The organism is Lachnoclostridium sp. An181, from assembly GCF_002160325.1.
Classification (GTDB): domain Bacteria; phylum Bacillota; class Clostridia; order Lachnospirales; family Lachnospiraceae; genus An181.
In genome coordinates, this window is the sequence record NZ_NFKJ01000005.1 from 128591 (window position 1) to 150690 (window position 22100).

Genomic DNA, 22100 nt, shown 5'->3' on the forward strand with positions numbered 1-22100 from the left:
CCTTAAATTGTGATAATATCACTAACATTTTCTTTAATTGTATTTATTCGAAACTCCACCATATGTATCGCAAATAATGTTGCTCGAAATGCGAATCTAAGTTGACCTCCAGATAAATAATCTCTACCATGAATACATTCATTACGCACATTACATGAATTACCATTATACATAATATTGTAAACAAACATCAAATCTGGTACGTTTTCAAAGCTATGCTGTTCATCAAAAACCATTATCAATAACTCTCGCAACAATGAACTAGGGTCATTATATTGCATAAACTCATCTATATTTTTTTTAAAAGGGAAAATTCCAAATAATGTAACTAATTCTCGTATCTTAATCTCTAACACTGGAAATAACTGTGTCACCAATGCTACTGATATCGTATTGGAATATGGTAATAACTCTATTTTTGTATACTTCCTTACAGCATTATATAAATCTTCTTCTTTTATAAACATAGATAAGGCGCTTTGTGTATTCATCTTGTATCTATCATGAATACTGGATACATACACTTCCGATTCGAGCTGGTTTAATAATTTATAACCCTTTTTACGCTTTAATTCATTTACATACTCTAAAAGCATTTTATCAATGTCATGACGTTCATAGACTATTTTATCTTTTTCTGTAGGAAAGATAGGGCTTAATGTCATTCCACGGAACAAATGAGCTAATGGATATTCAGACGTATTTTCCATTACATCCAATACTGCTTTTTCTGAAGAAGGGATACAATTTTTAGCAAAAATAATTGGATTTAGCAATGATATATCACTAAATCTCATAAGATCCTCTGTTTTAATTTCATGCTCATATGAAAACGTATGCATATTTTTACACTGTTTTTCATATATGTTTTCTTGCCAAACCCTTTGTGTATGTATCATCTCTTTCTGAACATAACGTTTATCTACATATTGATTTTTTTGATTAATATTAATCAAAAAAATCATGTAGGCATAGTATACCGAAGATACAATAATACTTGTGTCTTTCTCTGTATATTTCTTAAACTTTTCACTGACTTTTTGAAGATATTCTGTGCTAATTTGCTTTGTTTTGGTTTCATCTTCCAGATATTTAAGCAAGTCATTTATTGTACAAACATTGTCTATCTCCTTAAATTTGTTAGTGAGAAATTCCGTTACTATAGTTCTTTGCTCTTTAGAAACAGGATATCCATCTTCTTTAATGTTCATAATCCAAGATGGTTTTCTCCATTCCTGTATTATTCTTAAAAATTTAATATAATCTTTTTCTTTATTACAATCTCTCATCAATTTATCTTGATGTAAATAAGACAAAATACGATAAGACGAACTTGAAAAAATTTTATAGCTTTTCTCGCCTGATTCAATCGCTCTCATCAAAAGATTGCAATGGAGCATTTTTACCTCTTTTACTGGTTCAATGCCAAATGCCATATATGCAATAGAATCTAAAATAAAATTTGCAATCACATGGTTAAAATATTTTTTTAAAACATCTAAAATATCCTTATTCCACATGGATACATCTGGAACAGATCCACTTTCTCCCGAAAACATAGGCTGTATACTTTTCTTTTTAAACGATACCCGCAGCATATCTAACAAAAATACTTCTTGCCACGTCTGACAATCCTTTCCATCTATATGCTGATAAGAAAAGGCATTATAATTTAAAATCTCTTTTTCATAGCGCAATAAGAAATCAATATTACATGGATATTCTACCTGATTCAGATTATCATGTAAATTCTTCAAAGGAATGTCTAACCCTGATACGGAAATAGTGTCCGTGTAACCTATCAATTGCTTTTCAACTTCCAATAGCGAATCACACTTAATCAATTCAAAATAATTCCTTTGATTAAGTAATCGAATATCATACAAATAGTCAAAATTATTGTCTCCATTCTCTAATTTCGTTATCCACACGCAAAAAAAGAAAAGCTTACATTGATTATGCAATATTTTATCTATACAATCATTGACACTAATATTTCCAATATAAAACTTTGCAATTTCCCATATTTCTTTAAATTCTTCTTTGGTATATATCCAGTCTTTATCACATACATTTAGTATTTTTACAAAATAACCAAACACATTTCTTATGCAAACACTCTCAGCAATATATTGTTCCCAAGAAGTAATTTCTTTAATTTCAAATCGCTCTTGTATTTCATCTATTAACCACTGCCATTCTTGTGAATGTGCCAGCAAACCGTCAACATATTTTACCTGTGTTTTATGCTCTAAATAATTCATTGGACATTATTTACCCCTTTAATTAGTTTTTCTTGTCCATCGGCTTAAAAGCATAGGGACAGTTACCTGCCCCTATGCTTTTCTTTCTTTTTCTGCTGTTTCAGTTCAAACTGTCGCTTTTTCTCTGCTTCCCGTTGTTCCCGGCTCACAGTCTTACGTTCAGTTTTTAACTGCTCCTGCTGTAATCTCAAAGCCTGTTGCGACTTCGTTCCTATCCCGGTGTTCTGTACCTGTTTCCGCACGTCCCTCTGTACCCGTTTCGGATTACGCCCAGCTTCCTTTACATCAGTTGCCACAGCCGGACTAAATTTCAGTCGATAGTAATTTTTCAGAACAAAATCATATATCTCGTAATCTTTCGGCTCCGCTCCAAACGTAACCTTGCATACAGTTAATTTTCTCTCCGATATATGTTCAAAAACACCTACCCAAAATGGTTCCTCAAAAAATACTGTCAGTCTCCCTGATACTTTGTCCATGACAATTCCTCCTTAAATGATTGTATGAACAAAGAACGGACGACCCTAAGGAGGGAGGGTTACTTACACCAGATGGTGCGGCCGGGCTACCTACCGGCTCTGTAAGAGATTTCCTCTTACGTTGCGTTTTTATCTTTGCTCCTTGATTTTATCACATTTTCTATTATATAGCCATATATATTAAGGGTATATCATGTCTCCACATCCCCATTTTACCATTCCAACACTCCCTCAATTGTCTGTTTCTATCCTTTCAAATCATTCAGCCTCTCATACAAACTGTCACGTTTTTTACAGAATAATTTCTTGCATCCTACCTGCTCTCTCAATCTCTCCCGACAATCTAGCTCTATCCGCTCATACTCTCCGCTCAAACTGCGTCTCTTATTATTATTTGATTTTATCTGCTCCGATACACATACCCAGTCAATCAAATTGCGTACTTCCATATCTGTTACTCTATCAATCCCCCTATCTGTTCATTTCAAATATACGCTTCGGACGTTTATCTACCTATTCTGCTCATTCCAGATCCTTAGGCCGTTCTACTATTGACCGTACCTGTTCTCTATCGAAATTAGACCTCCTAAATCATAATTCTTCAATGTATTTCAACAACGCTTCTAAATATGCTTTATCTGTCCAATCACACTTTTGACCTGCTGCACACATCAGTGCCTTTTGCCATGGTTCATACTCATCTGGATTTTGTTTAGCAACTACTTTCTGTAACATCTTGCAAAGAGTTCTGTCAGTAAACTTCATCTTTTCTTCATCCCATGCCCCTCGACAATAGAACAACGGTATATTACGAAGTTCATCTTTGAAATGCATTTTTCTTATTTGCATGATTGCCTTCTCATCATATGGAGAAGCACCAATTGCAAATACAACAATCTTCTTATTTCCTAGCCGACCTATATTCTTCTTTATAAATTGTAATCCTGCGATACCGGAAGCATAAACACCTCCACCTAAAATGATCACATCATAATTCTGTAGATTTGCAACCTTAGCATCTTTTGTTTCAATACAGTCATACCCTGTTTCTTCGACTAGCCAATCAGCATACTTTTTAGTTGCTCCATATTTTGATTGATACAGAATAATACCTCTACTCATAATCTCTAATCTCCTTTAAGTTATCCTCAATTTGTATAATGGTCTGTATCGTTATTTGTAATTGCTCCTCAGAAACTCCTTCAAACATTTTTGTCATAATTCTCATCGTCATCTCATCATTTTTTTCACTAAATTCTCTACAATATTCAGTAAGTTCTATACGCTGTTTTCTCTTGTCATTTTCATCTAACGAAATGCTAACAAAACCTTTCTTCTCCAGTTTTAATAAGATCTGTTTTACATTCTGATGAGAACTTCCCATTATTTCTGCAAGTTCTTTTACTGTTGGCTTTTCTTTACACATCTTGATACAAATAATAGCAAAAAACTGCTTCCAACTAATTTCTTTCATCGCACTATCTGCTACCGCTTGAAATCTGTTTTCAAACGCACTCAATAAGCCAAGCAAAAAATATGATGACCTAATGCCTGTAAAATCAACTTTGTCACTGTTCATTACTTCTTTAATTTTCATATCATTCTCCAAAAGGTAATATATTACTTTTATAAAAGTAATATATTACCTTTTGTTTGTCAATAGAAAAGATGGACAAAACATCTGTCTTTAACATAATCGTAAATTACAATTTGTTGCACTAAGTATAGCATGCTACTGCTATACCCTATGCTTCTATTATTCTAACACCCTTTCAATTTCCTGCCTTTTCCCTCTCAGATTATTCTGCTTCTCATAAAGTCTATCTCGTTCTTTACAAAGTTCTTTCATGCGCTCCAACTCCTCCCTCACGCCTTCCCTGCACTTCGGCTCTATCTGCTTATATTCTCCGGTCAGTTTGCGTATTTCATTGTTATTCGTTTTTATCTGCTCCGACACGCATATCCAATCGATCAAATTCCGTACTTCTATATCTGTATCATATAAATCTGTTTCCAAAAGAATTTTGGCGCACAGCCGAACAATAATCTTTTTTTCCATATCTGTCACTGTATCACTCCCCTATCTGGTCATTTCATGTAAACGTCTCGAACGTTTAGCCGCCTTTTCCGCTCGTTCTAAGTTCTTACTCTGTTCTACTATAGACTGTACACGCTCTTCTCCGAAATATTGCTTCAACCGCCCCAAGTCTGCCGCTTGTTCCTGTAATCTATCGATTACCATTCTCTGTCCCATAGCCCGATCCGTCAGATATTCAATCTTTTCCTCTTGCATGTTTATTTTTGTGGTCAGTTTCTTTACCTGTTCCATAAGATGAATACACCTTATTGTCAGTTCTTTTATAACATCTTTCAGTCGCTCTACAAGAGATAATGCCTTTTTATCTCGGTAAGTCTTTGCACTCATAAAGGCCCCCGGTTCTGGCAACTGCCATTCTTTATCTTCGTCATAAGCACGTATATTCCGTTCCATAACAGTCTTTGAAATAGACATTTTCTCAATCTCCTGCTGTAACTTTTTCTGCTGTTGTTCCAATTTTTCATTATCAGATAACAACTTCTCTTTATCTTGTGTCAAAGTTTCCGTCTGTTCTCGCAGTAGATCGTTTGTTATAAAGAGTTCTGAAAGTTCTTGTCGAATCTGCTCTGTCTCCTGCACAGCCTTTGTCTGCTGCATTTGAATATCTTGCAATTCATCTTTCCCACCGGAAATAGCTTTTTCTAAAACCGCTACCTCTTTTTCCCTCTCCTGCTTTTCAAAATCCAGAACAGACAAATGCTTCTCGTGAGTTCCTTTCTGTTCCCATTCAATACCATGTCGTTCCATAATAGCCGCAAGCTGTTTCTTTTCTGCCGCCACCCACTGGTTTAATTCTGTTTCCCTTCTTGTACCGCCTTTAAAGCCAAGAGCCGATAACGCCTGTTTAAGAGATACTCTTGTGTCAAGCCCCCTCTTACTTTCCGTCGTATAAGGAACAAAATCAATATGCAAATGTGGAGTGGCTTCATCCATATGCAGATATGCAGAGAATACCCTCAATGTAGGATTTCTCTGCTGAAAATCCTGCATATACTCATTAAGTATCTTTGCAGCAAGCTGTCCATCCTCGGTTTTTGCTCCCATATTATCCTTATCCCCGATTTGCAGAATGATCTCATGGAATGTTTTCTCCTGCTTACCAGCGCGAATTTTTTCATAGTAATTATCAATATAACGATCCTTTCTGCTCTGCTTTTCGTTATACCTGGCAAGGGCTTCATCAAATAATTCATGATATACATCTTCGATATTTTCATTGATATACTCTATATTCAGATAGCTTCGCTCTGGATTAGTATTCTTTGCATGAAATTTTCTACTATTATGGTTGACAGAACCTTTCCCTGTCATAAAGCTGATTGTTCTTTTCAATCAATATCCTTTCTCCCTTTTCGGGTGGTAATCAGCGCCGGATACGGCGCATAGGCTTTGTTACTTTCGTCGAAAGTAACGCAAAAGCACTTTTGACAGCCGTTCCGGCCATCAGAAGCTGCCTTTGCGCCCTGCCGGGAGCTTTTCCGTCCTATGGACGAAGCAGCAGTTCCTGCCGCATTTCTGCTTCCGTATCATATCCCACGCTCCTCTCCAAGACCGCAACAATGCAAGGTCTATATATTTTGCAACCTTACAAATCCTAAATCCGCAAATTCTATATACTCTGCGTTGTTGCGCTGTTGCCTTAATCTGTTCTTACTTTGTTCAATTCCCAATACCAAGAATTGTTTATCCTCTTCGCTCTGACTCCCAATTCCTTTTTTGCATTTTCAAGCGTCCGTCTGGATATATTCTGTTCCTCCGCAAGATTAAAAATCTCATTGCTCTGTATAGCATTGTTTGTTTCTGCAAGTTTCCGGAGTAGACGCTTTGCCTGTTCCAATTTATTCGCTTTTGGAGCAATTCCGCCTAAAACTTCATCTGCTGTAATCTCATAATCCCCGAGCCAAAGAAAACCGTCCTCCGATAATTGAAATGCTTTCGGATGACCGAATCCCGCCAGATTATTTTTTATCTGGACTACAGCCCTTATATTCTCTTCACCTTCCACTCTGCCAACTAGCAATACACTTCTTGCTACTGCAAAAAAGTCAATAGAACCCATTCCTCTGTATGCCGCTTTATTCCCTGCTGCTTTGTTCATGTGCCCCACAAGTACAATAGCACATTGATATTTTTCTGCCAGAGATGCAAGTTTTTTTGTCATATCCCTTGCTTCATTTGCTCGATTCATATCCATACTGCCGCCGAGATAAGCCTGTATCGGATCTAAAATAAGAAGTTTTGCCTTGGTCCTTATAATCGCTTCCTCCAATCGTTCATCTATCATAGAAAGTGATTTTATACTTTCATCTATAACAGAAATGTTCTCACAATCTGCTCCTGCTGCTTCCAAGCGGGGTTTTATCGTATCGGTGAGTCCATCCTCCGCACTCTGATAGATTACTGTCAATGGCTCTGACAACTTCATCCCACGATCTAAACCCTCACCCTTTGATAATTTGGCCGCTATATTAAGTACAAATGTTGTTTTACCGTCTCCCGGATCGCCTTGTATAATTGTCAGCTTCCCATATGGAATAAATGGATACCACAGCCATACCACTTCCTGCGACTGTATCTCCGACATTTTAATCATCTGTAATTCTGTTCTTGTTTCTTCCATAATGCCCTCCGCTTTTAAAATCTCATTGTCACTGGAAGAAACCTCTGCTATACTCATACTGTGATTACCGATAACAGAGGTTTCCGTTATCACATGCCCTGACAGTTGCCGCTGTCTGGGCTTTTTTCATCAGTTTCCTGCCACAGATATCTTGCTCCGTTCAACATCCAGAGAACTGCTTTTAACATATCTTCATAAGCTGTATGCAGCTCCCGGATTTCTTCTGAAGTAATCTCTCTCTTTCCGTCCTTTAATTGCTCTGCTATCTCTAACAGACTGTTTTCCATTTCCTGTAATTTCTCTACAATCTGATAGACAGTCTCTTTCTTCCCTACCACACAAACACGATTGTAAATACAGGAACGGACAAAATAATCTTTTTTCTTCATACCACTGACAAGAATTTTCGCTTCGATTTCATCTCGTTCTCTGGGAGAAATACGAAAGCTAATTGTCGGATATTTGTGTGTACCACTCATTCTTCCATGCCCTCCTTAAATTCTTCGTTCAATAACATTGCCATTTTTGTCTGCTCTGTTGGAAACATATGTGCATAACGATAAGTAATATCAACACTTTCATGTCCTACCCGATTTCCAATTGATACAGCCGAAAATCCCATACTGATCAGCAGAGAAATATGCGAATGTCTCAAATCATGGATTCTGATACGCTTTACTCCTGCTTTCTCTGCACCTCTTGTCATTTCATGGTGCAGAAAACTTTTTGTCAGATGAAAGATACGATCCGTAGGAAGAAGCCCATATAATCTACTGATATAATCTTTCAATTCATCACACAGGAAATCCGGCATACTTATATTCCGTTTACTTTTTGGAGTCTTCGGATCTGTAATGACGTCTTTCCCCTCTAATCGCTGATAGGATTTTGTAATCCGAATGACCTTGTTATCAAAATCAATATCCTGCGGAGTAAGTGCTAACAGTTCTCCTACGCGCAGACCACACCAGTATAATATCTGGAATGCATGGTATGAATATGGCTTGTCTTTTACCGCTTCAATAAATTTTAAGTATTCCTCTTTTGTCCAGAAAAGCATCTCCTCTGCTTTCCCTTTTCCAAGCGGCCCAGCCTTTACAACCGGATTGCTTTTCAGCTCATAGAAACGCACCGCATGATTAAAAAGAGCACTTAATTCTGATTGCAGAGTTTTCAGATACGTAGGCGCATAAGGCTTTCCTTTAGCATCACGGTAAGAAATCTGTTCATTCTGCCATTGGATAATATCTGTCGCACGAATGTCACGCATTTTCTTGTCCTTAAAATATGGCAATAACTTCGTCCGCAGAATATGCTCCTTTGTCAGCCAAGTATTGTGTTTTAGTTTCGGCTTCATATCTCTGGTGTAGGCTTCTACAAACTCGCCAAAAGTCATATCCAGATCAGCAGCTTCTTTCATACGAAAATGATGTTCCCATTCTGTCGCTTCCCGTTTAGTCTTAAAACCTCTTTTCACTTTCCGACAGTTTTTTCCTGTCCAATCATAATAGTGAAACGATACATACCATGTTCCACGCTTTTCATCTTTGTACGCCGCCATAACCTCACCTCCCTCTTAATTTGTCTGCGCCATACCATAAAATTTTTCTTCATAGTATTTTCTGCTTACTCTTCCAGCGATTGTAATAAATCCTTTTGCTTTCAGTTCTTCATTCATCTGCCGCACTAATTTGTAGGCAAATGGTTTTGAAACACCCAAATCCTGTGCAACTTCTCCGGCTGTTACAAATAAATCATTTTTCAAATAGATATCCTCCTTGTTGTTTTAGCTTTTTTGTTAAGTTCCGTATTTGTATTATACTTAGCATTTTTGTTATTGTCAATAGCATATTTGTTAAACTTATCTTTTTTATTAAATTTAGCATTTATGATAAGTTTTTGTTGTCGTATGATTTGAGTTATGCTAGAATATAAGAAATAGGATAGCCATTTTCATAGGAGGGCTTTATGAAATATACAATACGGGAAATGACAGCACAGGAGTATCCGTTATTGAACGATTTTTTATATGAAGCCATTTTTGTTCCAGAAGGAGTAGAGCCACCTTCAAAAAGTATTATTACTGCTCCTGAGCTGCAGATTTATGTTAAGGATTTCGGAACATCAAAAGATGATTTTTCATTAGTTGCTGAAGTCGAGAATAAAATCATTGGTGCTGTCTGGGTGAGAATTATGAATGATTACGGACATATTGATGATAAGACGCCTTCCCTTGCAATCTCTCTGTATAAAAAATATCGAGGTCAAGGAATTGGGAGCAGTTTGATAAAAGAAATGTTATCTCTGCTACAAGCACACGGTTATAAACATGTTTCACTTTCCGTTCAAAAAGCTAATTATGCAACTAAACTGTACCAAAAAATAGGTTTTAGAATCATAAAGGAAATCGGCGACGAATGGATTATGACATATAACTTATAGATTTCAGAAAGGACATGATTTATGGTATTAGGAGAACGAATTAAGAGAATACGAACATTTCGTGGATTAACACAGCGCGAATTAGGCTTAAAACTGGGATACGAGGAACGAAATGCTGATGTTCGTGTAGCGCAATATGAGTCTGGTTATCGTGTCCCTAAAAAAGACACGCTCATGGAAATTGCTAAGATTTTAAATGTGAACTATATCAATTTTATCACCGAAGCCCCTGGATGCGCCGAGGACATTATGCAAACATTCTTCTGGCTTGACGAAGACAATCGCAACACCTTTCATTTATTCCAACTTGTGCGTAATCCCGGTAAGTGCAACGCTTCTGATGATAAATCTGTCCGATATAATGACAGCGACAAATGGCCTGCTCATGCTCCTGTAGGTATGTGGATTGATTATGGTCTGGTAAATGAATTTCTTCGTGAATGGTGTCTGCGAAAAGAGCAGTTAAAGAACGGAGAGATTTCAGAAGACGAATATTTTGAATGGAAGATCAACTGGCCTGCAACCAGTAGTGATGTTGATGAAAAAGGAAATGATAAACATAATAACAGTTATATCTGGAAATCCTTAATATAAATATGCTGTTAAATTCTATAAAAACTGTATATATAATTGCAAAATGGAGGAATTATGATAAAAAAATTTAGCTGTCAAAATTTTAGAAATATAAGCGCCTCAGAATTAGAGTTTGCCAAAATCAATATTTTAATAGGTCCAAACAATTCTGGAAAAAGTAATTTTATTAAAGCACTTACATTTTTTTCAGAAATGTTAAAAAAACCAAATGATGGAAATTTAAAGTCTGCATTTTTAAATGCCATTTCTCGTAATGGTTGGGGCCATATGTTAAACAATGCAGCTGACGAACATTCGCCTATTGAATTTGCATGGGAACTTAACTTAAATAACGAACCTGTCAGATATAAATTTTCATTCTCAACTGGAAATACTGTAGAACAATGTCATATTTTATTGGAAGAACTCAATTCAACCGATTTGCACAATGATAAATATGAAGATGAGTTTAATTATTTTAGATGTCATGATAAAAAATTAGGACGCGGTTATTTTTCCTCAGCCATAAAAAAAGGGCAACTTAATCGTCGTTTGAATTTTGTTGTTGATAGCCAAGAAACATTAATGATGCAATTTAAAGATATCTTATTAGAAAATAAAAATTTGTATGGCAGTGAACTTATACGGGTAAACATTGCGCATTTACTATACGATATACAAAATTATTTTGAAGGTTTCAATGTTTATACAAGTGCTCAATTTGACACCAAATCAATAAGAGAACCTGTAAATCTAAAAAACGTTGATCTTTACCTCAATAATACTGGAACTAATTTTATAAATGTATTTAACAACTATAAATCCAATAATATATTATGGAAAAATATCTTTGAGCAGTACTTAAGAGAACTAATTCCAAATCTTCAACAGGTTGATACTGTATCTCTGTATGATAAACTTATATTCAAACTTGTATATGATAATAAACAATATGATTTATCTGATATTTCGGAGGGAACACTAAAAGGACTAATACTTAATCTATTAATTAATATGCCTCTGGAAAAACCTTGTTCTTTATTGGCTATAGATGAACCAGAAACAAATCTCCACCCAGCTTGGCAAAAAGTGATTGGAAATTGGCTACAAACATCGGACAATTTAAATCAATGTTTTATAAGCACACATTCACCTGATTTTTTAGATTCATTTACCGAAGAATTCAAACATAATCATGTTGCTGTTTTTGTTTTCGACAACAACGGCGTAAATAAAATTAAAAAGATTACTTATGAAGATATCGCTGATGAGTTAGGAGATTGGGAGTTGGGCGATTTATATAGGACAAATGATCCTGCGCTAGGAGGCTGGCCATGGTAACAAAACGAATTGCATGTTTTTTAACATGTGGATATACAGAAGCTGGGGCAATGCAAGCTTTTTTAAGAAAAATTAATAATAACTATGAGTACAAACAATATCTTCCCAACAAAACTATTAAGAAAAAAGGGGATTCTAAAACTATCTCCCCAAAAATCAGTGGACTGACTGGTTCAGCATTATTAGAAAAAATTTATACCATTATTCAAAATCACTCTATAGAAATTGCGCAGTATAGCGCAATACTTATAGAAGATGATTTAGACGGTAATTTCTATGGAATGGATAAATCTCAAATACAAGGATATATCCATTCCATACAAGAAAAAATACATTCTATCTTAAAATGCAATATTCCTATTTTTATTCTCTATGCTTCCCCGGAGATCGAAAGTTGGTTTATCGCAGATTGGGATAATGGTTTCGGTTATATTTATACTTCTGATGCTTTTGTTACAGATATTGATTTACCTACTAAAATATTTTTTGCTCATCATTTAAGACAATATCTTAATACATATGTTCTCAAAGAATATAGCAATGATATTGAAAATTATGGATATTTTGATCAAAAATATTATAAATTAAGCGATGAAATCATTGAAGCAATCCAAACTAAGGTCAAAGAATATATTTCAGAGCTACCCAATACAAACCGATTATATTCCGAAAAAATTTCATCTTCAAGGGATTTATACTATTCCAAAAAAATACATGGTGATAGGATGCTAAGAAAGTTAGATCCCCTTATACTTTCAAAAAAGTGTAGACATTACTTTGCTCCTACATTCAACTCTTTTAGAAACCTTATTTAGTATTACAGGTATCAAAAAGGTATCACACCACACACCAAGAGCCGGAAAGTCCGCTATTTATGCGGCTTCCCGGCTCTCTGTTTACTATTCAAACTCAATCGTCCCCGGCGGCTTACTCGTCAGATCATACATTACCCTGTTCACGCCTCTGACCTCATTAATAATCCTGCTCATCACTTTACTGAGCACCTCATACGGAATCTCCGCTGCCTCCGCGGTCATAAAATCTACTGTATTCACAGCTCTAAGCGCCACTGCATAGTCATAAGTTCTCTCGTCCCCCATGACTCCAACGCTCCTCATATTTGTAAGTCCTGCAAAATACTGCCCGATACTTCTGTCAAGCCCTGCGTTTGCAATCTCTTCACGGTAGATTGCGTCCGCATCCTGCACCATGCGTACCTTTTCCTCCGTCACTTCGCCAATGATGCGGATTCCAAGTCCCGGTCCAGGGAATGGCTGACGGAATACCAGGTACTCCGGAATGCCCATCTCAAGGCCGGCTTTGCGAACTTCATCTTTGAACAGGTCGCGCAGAGGTTCAATGATCTCTTTGAAATCTACGTAATCCGGCAGTCCTCCTACATTGTGATGGGATTTGATGACTGCGGATTCTCCGCCAAGTCCGCTCTCCACCACGTCAGGGTAAATGGTTCCCTGTACAAGGAAATCCACTGCTCCGATTTTCTTTGCTTCTTCCTCAAAAACACGGATGAATTCTTCACCGATGATTTTTCTCTTTTTCTCAGGTTCTTCTACACCTTTGAGTTTGCCATAAAATCTTTCCTGAGCGTTCACGCGGATAAAGTTCAAGTCATACGGGCCTTCCGGGCCGAAGACTGCCTCTACTTCATCGCCTTCATTTTTTCTCAAAAGTCCATGGTCAACAAATACACAGGTAAGCTGATTTCCAATGGCTTTTGAGAGCATAACTGCCGCTACGGAAGAATCCACACCGCCGGAAAGAGCGCAGAGCACTTTGCCGTTTCCTACTTTTTTGCGGATTTCCCGGATGGAGTTTTCTACAAATGCGTCCATTTTCCAGTCGCCTGAGCATTCACATACATTTTTTACAAAGTTGTTGATCATCTTTGTTCCTTCTGCTGTGTGGAGCACTTCCGGGTGGAACTGGATCGCATACAGTTTCTTGTCCGCATTTTCTGCTGCTGCTGTTGGGCAGTCTGCCGTGTGTGCAGACACTTCAAACTGCGGTGCAACTTTTGAAATATAGTCAAAGTGGCTCATCCAGCAGATAGTAGGTGTGGATACGCCTTCAAATACTTTGGATGAAGTCTTGTCAATCACTACTTCTGTCTTTCCATACTCTCTGACATCCGCTTTTTCTACTTTTCCGCCGAGAACATGCATCATCAGCTGCGCGCCGTAGCAAAGTCCGAGCACCGGAATGCCAAGTTCAAACAATTCTTTTGTGTAGGTCGGTGAATCCGCTTCGTAGCAGCTGTTCGGTCCTCCGGTGAGAATGATTCCCTTTGGATTCATTGCTTTGATTTGCTCGATGTCTGTTTTATAAGAATAAATCTCGCAATATACATTACATTCACGAACACGTCTTGCCACCAGCTGGTTGTATTGTCCGCCGAAGTCAAGTACAATTACCAATTCGTTCTTCACGTGTTTTCCTCCTATTGCAATTATCAAATTTGTATCTTCGTGCTGTTTATTATAAAATACCGGGTATGCATTTACAAGAGCTTTTCCAAAATCTCCTGCAATTTGCGCACTCTGCTGGCAAAAGCACATTCTTTCTCCCCAAAATGCATCTGCTTTTGGGGAATGGCGTTTCCTCCAAAAGCAATGCACTGTTTTTTTACGTCAATGAGCCATATGCAGATATTTTTCTTTTGTCGCACGTCCACCGCGGATGTGGCGCTCCGATTTGTTTGTATCCAGGACTTTCCGCACCTCATGCGCTAAAGATGGATTGATCTGGAATAAACGTTCTGTCACGTCTTTATGCACCGTGGATTTTGACACCCCAAATTTCTTGGCAGTCTGTCTTACCGTCACATTTTCCTGGATAATATATTCCGCAATTTCAATTGCCCGTTCTTCTATGTATTCTTTCAAGGATATTCTCCCATAGCCGTTTTTTACATAATATTACGGACAATTTAAAATTATGCAATTTGAACTTCTATAAAAACAGTATCCTATATCGTCACTTTTCTTGCCCCTTCTCCGCAAAAAAGTTATAATAATGATAGAAAATTTTGTCGAGAGGAGTGACTTCTATGTTTTTCTTTTTTGAAGACATTTCACAATATCCACTGATCAAAGCGGCTTTTAAAACTGTGTTTGCCAAAAAGATCCGCTCTGATATGTTCTGCAATATGGAAGAGTACATTTACGGCAGGATTGACAAACGCGAAATGCTGGATGATCTCACGAAAATTGATTCGCCGTTTGCCCAGCTTTACAGAGACTCTTATCCGACTCCGGAAAATGCGTTTTCCTATTTTGTCCGTTTCCTTGAAATTTTTCTGAAAACTCAAACAAACGGACTTTTGCCGTCCATAGAGGCAAAGGCTGTGATCAACTGGATTTACCGTGCTTACCCGACTGCGGAAATAAGAAAGGATATGACTGCCAAAGCTCTTAGTTCCCTTTCCGATGCCTTTGATCTTGGCACGCTGGCCTTTGCGGACAGTATTATCTATGACAAGAAAAAAGTAGAGCTGAATATCATCAGTTCTTTTTCCGGTTTTAACAATGCGATCAAAGAACTGGCTACCCCAGGCAAAACGCTCTACTACCGTGGTCATGCGGATTGCGATTATTTGCTCCTACCTTCCATCATGCGCAGTGAAAATTGGCTTGAATGTGAACGTGATATTTACAATGAGACGCTCATCGAATGCCCGGAAGACTTTAATCACTGCAAAACACATCTGGACTATTTGGTACATATGCAGCACTACGGCGTACCGACAAGGCTTTTGGACGTCACAAGAAATCCTCTCGTGGCTTTATATTTTGCGTGTGAAAGCCAGCCGAAAAAGTCCGGGGAGTTTATCATTTTTCAGGTGAACAGCCAGGATGTCAAGTATCCGAAAAGTGATACTGCATCCATTCTTGCAAGTCTTCCCCTGTTCTCTCAGTCTGTCAAAGATTCTCTGCAGAAACTGGCTTCTGACACATCCGTGACTCAGGAATATTTCAACAAGAAAGCGACAAGACTTTTACATGAGATCAAGTTGGAAAAACCTGCTTTCCGGGATGAGATCGTGAAAAAAGATGTGTTGGACTGTTTCTTTGTTTTATCCGAAAAACGCAATCAGCGCATTGTGAAACAGGATGGCGCTTTCATTATCTGCGGACTGTTTTCAGAACACCAGAACCCAATCCACAATTACCGATACCAGAAGGGTGGAAAAAAGCAGGTCTACATCATTAAATCCAGTGCAAAAAAACAGCTTTTAAAGACACTGGATGAATTTTGCATCAACAAGGCGCATCTCTTTCCTGAGCTGCCGGATGTTGCAGAATATATCAGAGAATCATATCAATAGAAAACAAATTCATACAGGGCGCTGTGGAATCCCATTTCCACAGCGCCCTGTTTTATACTTCCTTATTCTTTTGGGCTATCTTCTTTTTTTCCATATAAATGCTGCCGCTACTGCTGCAAGGATTCCCGCTGCCGCAGGTAACGCTGCATTAGCCTCATCGCCTGTCTTCGCAGATTTTGCTGTTGCATTTTTTACATTTGATGTATCGGCTGTATTGGTATCTTTCTTATCTGCAGATGTACCCTTGTTATCAGAGCCTGTCGTTGTATTTCCTGCATTTGCCACTGTATTTTCATCCGCATCTTTTGCAGGTGTCAGTTTTGCGATTGCTCCGTCAAGTGCTGCTACTGCTGCATCTACTTCTTTCGCTGTAGCCTGATCATCTTCGTGAACTGCTTTTGCGTCTGCAAATGCCATTCTGAATGCTGCGTAACTTGCTGCCTCGTAATCAGCCTCATTCAATCCTTCTGCTTTATTCAAAAGTTCTTCCAGAGCGCTCTTGTCCGGAATCTTCTGGAGTCCTGCCATTGCTGTAAGAAGATTTTTCCATGCTGTATTGACATCGTCCTGCATAGCATCTCCGTCTTCCTGCACTGCTTTTGCAGCCTCAAGAGCTTTCACAAACGCCTCTTTTCCTTCTTCCAGATAAGAAGAAAGGTTGTTGTTCATCTCATCTGCCAATACGATCACTTTCGCAAGGTCTGTCTTGTCTCCTTGTTTGAATGACAGATACTGCATTGCCTCAATGAGTTCCTGCCATGCATTGTCCACCATTTCCTGAGTAACGGTCGTATCATTCTCCTGTACTCTCTTAAGGATATCCTTTGCATTTGCAAGAGTTTCATTGTATTTTTCCACTACGGATTGTACTACGCCCTCTGTACTTGCCTTCTTAGCAAGACTGATTGCATATTCCAATACTGCTGTGGAAATCTCTTCCTGTTTGATCTCATCCACGTAAAGATTGTCCACAATGTATTCTGTGGCGTTTGCCTTTGTCATATCAATATAGTAGTCATCATAATTTCCTGTTGTGAAACGTACTTTGATGGAACCATTTGCCACAGAGTACTCGGAAGCCACAACTGCGTTTTCGGTATCGCCTGCTTCCGCAGCCTTGTCGGAGCGCACTTGTAAGAGGAATGCCTTATCCGCATTTGACAGGCAGTCCAGTCCTACTTCATATGTGGTATTCGGAGCAAACCGGATGGTGTGCGGCATGGTCCTCATATAATCCCCACTTCTGATTTTCAAGGAAAACTGTCCGTCTATCGTATCGTTTGTATACGGTTTGTTCGTCTCAGACAAGTGGCTGTTATCGCTCTTTGTTGATGTAAATGGACCGAATCCTTGATCTACATTCTCAAAATCTTCATAGTAATCATGTCCCTGTTTATCGGAAACATCCACCGGCATCACACGGACATCATCCAGGTTTGCCCAGGAATCAGCATCTCCTTTGTCCACGGACAGACTGATCTTTGCAGTCGTCTCGCCTTCCGGCTGAGTAAACAATACTTTCACTCTCTGATAATACGTGTTGAGCTTATCATTGTGGGTAACACCGTAGATAACATTGCTACGGTCTGTATAGTTGCTGACTTTCTTTCCATCCGGCGTCTCTACCTCGATGGTTGCACGTCTTCCGTCCGATACTTCCATCCACACGGATGCGCTGTAAGACTGCCCTGGTTTCAGTCCGGTCATGGTCTGCGTCACTTTTGCGTCCGCACCGTCATTTCCGGATACACGAAGTGTTGTATTTCCTTTATTATTGTCAACATACTGGATATGATCCGTATTTCCTGCGCTGGAGGATTTCTCCCATGCATATCCAAATTCATGACTGTCAAATCCCATATCCTTCACAGGACTTCCTTCGCTCCAGTTCATATCTTCCTGTTTTGGCGCTTGTTCTTTGTACACAACATATCCTGTATTGGCTTTGGTAGAAAGCGTTACCTTTCCGTCTTCTGCCGGGATCACGGTTTCTTCAGAGCGCCCTTCATCCGTCAGTTTATACAGATAGACATTTTCCACGCCTGCCCAGCTGTCCGGAAGTTCCCATGTAGTCTCTCCGTCTTTGTCTGTCCAGTGATAAATCTTTTCTTCTGTCTGCGGATTCCAAGGTATAAAGATCTTATTTCCGTCTGCGATCAGCTTTCCGTCTTTCCTGATCTTATTCACTCCGCCTTCAATAGAAGAGACAACTTCATTGTCATATCCAAAGACTGCTTCACTGCTCTTCTCCCACTGACTCATCGGGAAGTTCATCAAATATTTATTTGGCAGGATCTCTGTAAAGAAACTTTTGATCGTCTCATTGTAATCGGACGCTCCCTGCCATCCGCAGAATCCGTTGATACGTCCGTCTTTTTGTCCACGGAACAGGGTACTGTTTCCAAAGTTTTCCTGTGTCTGGTGGTTGACAAACCGAAGAAGGTTTCCGGTTCCATTGTGGGTACTGTTGATGTGATGTCCCCAGATGGACGTGTTGCTCATAGCGCTTGCATACTCGGATGCGATCGCCCAGCCGTTCTCCTGGAGTTTTTTGCTCAGTTTATGGCTTGGCCATCTTCCGTCTCCGTATACATCCACATATACCCAGTCAAGCCCGGGTGCTTTTTCTTTGAGTTCATCAAGGCGCGCACCCATTCCGCTCTCTTCATTCAAAATATCATTTTCGCGGATGATCTGTTTTGCATCATCATACCAGCTCCATCCATTCACTGTGGACGCCACCTGAGCGTAATACTTGGATTCCGGATAGGATTCCGTATGATTAATGTGAACGCCGACTTTTGTATTGTATTTTTCGGACTCCTCAAGAAGGACTTTAAAATCTTGCTCCCCGCCTTGTCTCTTACCGATATTTCCGTAATCCGGATGCGCACTGTCATGGCCTTCGCTCTGATATCCTTTGACGATCACTGCCTGTCCGAAATTATCCGTGCCAAGACTGAATTTTTTGATATTGTCCAAAATACGGAGGAATGGATACTGCGCAGAGCTTCCCACATTCATGGCTATGTAGCTATAACTGTTCTGCACGATCTCCGTGCCCACTCTTTCCTGGGCAGCATCATCTCTGTAAGCAATGGCTGCATCCTGATAATCAATCTTCTCATCTTTATTTCTGTCCGCTGTGATCGTAACCTTTGCCCACGGCTCATCGATCACTTCTCCGTCCAGCATACCTTTGTACATGTACTCATTGCTCCAAAGAGCAGTGGATGTATAATCCCCCATATCAAAGGTCCGGAATGCAACTTCCTGGCGGTTTTTGATCGAGTTGTTTGCCATGGATGCCGCAATATTATCACTGCTGAGTGTTGCGATGGATGTGGTATTGAAAGCCTCATCCGCAGCCTTGTCCGCAAGTTTATAATTTCTCTGCAGATTATAGTTTGCAGAGTGGAACTGTGCGTTTGGCTCTGTACTTCTCATGGAGACCAGACTGTGGTTCGGGAAATTGATGGTGTTGACCTGATAGTTTTCGTCATTCACATTTTCAATATCCATGGTGAGTACATTTTTCTCCACCGTAAATACAACATCAAAGGTAATTCCAAGTTCTTCTACTGCCATGTGGTAAACAGCCTTGTCACCTGTAAACTCGCTTGTCACAGTTGGGCGGTAGGTTGTAGTGTTGATCTCCACATAATAATATGGTGTTTCCTGTCCATACATTTTATTTCCGTTTTCCGCCAACGTATAGTCAATGACACGCGGGAAGTTTTCATCCATGTTCACACTCAATTCCTCGGATGCGATCGCATGCACGCTTTCTTCCTGGATATCCTCAGGCTCTAATTCCGGCTGTGTGGCAACAGACAGATACTGAATGTTTCCTCCGGAGTTTCCGTGGAAACGAACACCAGCCTGTCCTCTTTCATCGGTCAGCTCATCTACCACGCCGTGGAAAATTTCCGCATCATCCAAAAAGATGGTCACAACATTTCCCACTGCCCTTACCTTTACTTTGTAAGGCTGCACACGGTTTGCATAAATCCTTGCGGAATCCGTTTTGTTGACCTCGCTGTCCGGCGCAAATCTTCTGTAGGCGCCCTCGCTGTTCTTTACATACCAGTCAGAACCAAACTCATTTCCGGAACCATCCTGTCCAATGTATGTCCAGGAATCTTCGCCTGCATACCTTAACACAACGCCAAAGTTTGCATTGTCATTCTTTGGATCAAAGGAAAATTCCACTTCCTGGTTGTACAGTTTTGGTGAATCCTCATCGATCACGATCGTGTCAGAACCGCCTTCTACTCTAAGCGTATTTTCATCCATCTTCACAGATCCGTCCCCGGACACTACTTTCACATTTCCAAGTCCATCCTTGGAAAAATCATGAAGATACGTCACATCTTCTTCCGGCGGGAGCTGTACCTGAAGAGCAAAGGTTGTCTTGTATCCATCTTCAAAGACAAACTGAATGTTTGTCAGTCCATCTTCTTTTACTTTTTCCACAAATTCTTTTTTGATGGATACAGTGTCACCATCCACAACGTAATCTGTTCCCTCTGTCAGGTTTTCACCATCTGCTTCCAAATGCGCCAATGGATTCTCGGTTGAGGAGAGTGTAGTCTTTACGTCATAGGTCCCTGCCTCTGCATATTTTACATAGGCACTGTCCGGAGTCAGGGATACTTTTGTTTTTTCGCTGTAAGAGATTGTATCCACGGCAATATGTGCATAATTTCCCGCATATCCCCATGTGCGGATTCCTAGCTGTCCCTTCTCGTGCATTGGAAGGTCATTTCCCACGAAAATTTTCTCTCCGTTCACTTTTACTTCCAATGTTCCGTCAAAAAATCCGATCTGGATGGACGCAGATGTTCCGTTTTTCATCACCGGGCCTTTGAAGTTTGTGTCCTCATTCTTTCCATTAGCGCGATGGAAATATACCCAGCCGTCATTGATGTCATATCCAAGTGCATCGAAATTGTTCTCATCCTGATAATGGAATACAAATGCAAATCTTCCTGCATGACTTTTGACATCAAACTGCGCACTGATCTCACCTGCAGAAATTTCCGGTGATTCCTCATCGATCCGCAGTGCGTACTGCGGCTGTTTGTTTTCATTTCCCTGGGCAGTCTCAATGTCCAGTTTTCCGTCAATGACAGAGCAGATAGACGGATTTGCATAGGATACCCAGTTACTTCCATCTGCATCGTCAAATGTCTGGACATAATCCACTGTTTTTGTCGCCAACTGTGCAACCACCCGATCCGCCGGACCCCCCTCAGCGGAAACCGGAAGCGGACAAAGTGTTCCGCTTAAGCTGATACAAAGCCCCACTGCCAGACCCTTCCTCAGCATGCCCTTCTTTTTCATACTCATCTTCCTTTCCTTAAACGTCAATTCGCTAATACTTTTAGCCTAAAGCCAAGAAAAATTATACTACTATATAACCGTTTTTTCAACTTTTGTTATACAATATGCACTATAAAATTTCATTTCATCAAAAAATAACTTCCAATACTGTCAACCAGATGGAAGTTATTTTTCTTTTCTTTGTTTACTTTTCTTCTAATTCCTTTACTCTGTTTTCGTCCGCCAACGCCTCTTCCACTTTTCCAAGTTTCCGGTAAGCCATTGCCCTGTTTTTGTACGCAAGTTTATAGTCCTTATCCAGCTCAATCGCTTTTGTATAATTATCTTCAGCCTCCTTGTACTGCTGTTTCATGTAATAACAATTCCCCAGACCCGTATATGCATATACATAGTCTGCATCCAACTCAATCGCTTTTATATAATCCTCCATAGCTTTATCGTATTCTTTTAAATCATAATACGCATTCCCACGGCCATTATATACATATACATAGTCTGCATCCAATTCAATTGCTTTTGTATAATCCTCTATAGCTTTATCGTATTCCCGGATACTCTTATGTGCATTCCCACGGTTATAATATCCAACTGC

At 39.3% G+C, this 22100-nt stretch carries 20 protein-coding genes; 5 read left to right on the forward strand and 15 right to left on the reverse strand.

The window, feature by feature from the left end; genetic code table 11:
• Positions 1-2: 2 nt before the first annotated feature.
• The 11 genes from B5F18_RS05260 to B5F18_RS05310 all read right to left on the reverse strand — a co-directional run bounded on the left by B5F18_RS05260 (position 3) and on the right by B5F18_RS05310 (position 9226).
• The gene (locus B5F18_RS05260; RefSeq protein WP_087156623.1) at positions 3-2264 is read right to left on the reverse strand and encodes a hypothetical protein; all 2262 of its coding nucleotides are present in this window, start codon (positions 2262-2264) and stop codon (positions 3-5) included.
• 62 nt (positions 2265-2326) lie between these two features.
• Positions 2327-2743, reverse strand: a complete 417-nt coding sequence (locus B5F18_RS05265) for a YjdF family protein (RefSeq protein ID WP_087156624.1) — start codon at positions 2741-2743, stop codon at positions 2327-2329.
• Positions 2744-2988: 245 nt separating this feature from the next.
• Entirely contained in the window at positions 2989-3192 is a 204-nt protein-coding gene (locus B5F18_RS12980) for a hypothetical protein (RefSeq protein ID WP_334293333.1), read from the reverse strand.
• Positions 3193-3334: 142 nt separating this feature from the next.
• The gene (locus B5F18_RS05275) at positions 3335-3865 is read right to left on the reverse strand and encodes a flavodoxin domain-containing protein (RefSeq protein WP_087156626.1); all 531 of its coding nucleotides are present in this window, start codon (positions 3863-3865) and stop codon (positions 3335-3337) included.
• Complete coding sequence (locus B5F18_RS05280; RefSeq protein WP_087156627.1) at positions 3858-4340, reverse strand: MarR family winged helix-turn-helix transcriptional regulator; 483 nt, start codon at positions 4338-4340, stop codon at positions 3858-3860. Before B5F18_RS05280 ends, B5F18_RS05275 begins: the two co-directional genes overlap by 8 nt.
• 159 nt (positions 4341-4499) lie before the next feature.
• A complete protein-coding gene (locus B5F18_RS05285) occupies positions 4500-4811 on the reverse strand; it encodes a hypothetical protein (RefSeq protein WP_087156628.1) in 312 nt (103 codons plus the stop codon).
• Between the two features lie 12 nt (positions 4812-4823).
• Positions 4824-6152, reverse strand: coding sequence for a plasmid recombination protein (locus B5F18_RS05290; RefSeq protein WP_087156645.1), 1329 nt, complete (start codon positions 6150-6152; stop codon positions 4824-4826).
• A gap of 328 nt (positions 6153-6480) precedes the next feature.
• Complete coding sequence (locus B5F18_RS05295) at positions 6481-7461, reverse strand: AAA family ATPase (protein ID WP_087156646.1); 981 nt, start codon at positions 7459-7461, stop codon at positions 6481-6483.
• An 89-nt stretch (positions 7462-7550) separates the two neighbouring features.
• Positions 7551-7940: a plasmid mobilization protein gene (locus B5F18_RS05300; protein WP_087156629.1), complete on the reverse strand. Its 390-nt coding sequence runs from the start codon at positions 7938-7940 to the stop codon at positions 7551-7553.
• The gene (locus B5F18_RS05305; RefSeq protein ID WP_087156630.1) at positions 7937-9022 is read right to left on the reverse strand and encodes a site-specific integrase; all 1086 of its coding nucleotides are present in this window, start codon (positions 9020-9022) and stop codon (positions 7937-7939) included. The genes B5F18_RS05300 and B5F18_RS05305 overlap by 4 nt, the downstream gene beginning before the upstream one ends.
• Before the next feature lie 15 nt (positions 9023-9037).
• A complete protein-coding gene (locus tag B5F18_RS05310; RefSeq protein ID WP_087156631.1) occupies positions 9038-9226 on the reverse strand; it encodes a MarR family transcriptional regulator in 189 nt (62 codons plus the stop codon).
• A 203-nt stretch (positions 9227-9429) separates the two neighbouring features.
• Here B5F18_RS05310 and B5F18_RS05315 point away from each other — a divergent pair, with 203 nt between their 5' ends.
• The 4 genes from B5F18_RS05315 to B5F18_RS05330 are packed head-to-tail and all read left to right on the forward strand — an operon-like array spanning position 9430 to position 12632.
• Entirely contained in the window at positions 9430-9903 is a 474-nt protein-coding gene (locus tag B5F18_RS05315) for a GNAT family N-acetyltransferase (protein WP_087156632.1), read from the forward strand.
• Between the two features lie 21 nt (positions 9904-9924).
• Positions 9925-10497: a helix-turn-helix domain-containing protein gene (locus B5F18_RS05320; protein WP_087156633.1), complete on the forward strand. Its 573-nt coding sequence runs from the start codon at positions 9925-9927 to the stop codon at positions 10495-10497.
• A 54-nt stretch (positions 10498-10551) separates the two neighbouring features.
• The gene (locus B5F18_RS05325) at positions 10552-11817 is read left to right on the forward strand and encodes an AAA family ATPase (protein WP_087156634.1); all 1266 of its coding nucleotides are present in this window, start codon (positions 10552-10554) and stop codon (positions 11815-11817) included.
• Complete coding sequence (locus B5F18_RS05330) at positions 11811-12632, forward strand: hypothetical protein (RefSeq protein WP_087156635.1); 822 nt, start codon at positions 11811-11813, stop codon at positions 12630-12632. Before B5F18_RS05325 ends, B5F18_RS05330 begins: the two co-directional genes overlap by 7 nt.
• An 84-nt stretch (positions 12633-12716) precedes the next feature.
• Here B5F18_RS05330 and guaA read toward each other — a convergent pair whose 3' ends face one another.
• Both guaA and spoIIID read right to left on the reverse strand, forming a co-directional pair.
• On the reverse strand, positions 12717-14264 hold the full coding sequence (guaA, locus tag B5F18_RS05335) for a glutamine-hydrolyzing GMP synthase (protein ID WP_087156647.1): 1548 nt from the start codon (positions 14262-14264) through the stop codon (positions 12717-12719).
• Between the two features lie 201 nt (positions 14265-14465).
• Positions 14466-14720, reverse strand: coding sequence for a sporulation transcriptional regulator SpoIIID (gene spoIIID, locus B5F18_RS05340; RefSeq protein ID WP_087156636.1), 255 nt, complete (start codon positions 14718-14720; stop codon positions 14466-14468).
• A gap of 164 nt (positions 14721-14884) precedes the next feature.
• Between spoIIID and B5F18_RS05345 the strand changes: the two genes are divergently transcribed.
• Entirely contained in the window at positions 14885-16162 is a 1278-nt protein-coding gene (locus tag B5F18_RS05345; protein WP_087156637.1) for an FRG domain-containing protein, read from the forward strand.
• Between the two features lie 75 nt (positions 16163-16237).
• On the opposite strand, the gene B5F18_RS05350 is transcribed toward B5F18_RS05345, so the two are convergent.
• Together B5F18_RS05350 and B5F18_RS05355 are read right to left on the reverse strand one after the other, a co-directional pair.
• Positions 16238-21514 (reverse strand): endo-alpha-N-acetylgalactosaminidase family protein, encoded by a 5277-nt coding sequence (locus B5F18_RS05350; RefSeq protein ID WP_143468368.1) that lies wholly within the window; start codon positions 21512-21514, stop codon positions 16238-16240.
• Between the two features lie 178 nt (positions 21515-21692).
• Positions 21693-22100, reverse strand: a 408-nt coding sequence (locus B5F18_RS05355) for a tetratricopeptide repeat protein (RefSeq protein ID WP_143468370.1), incomplete at its 5' end; no start/stop codon positions are given.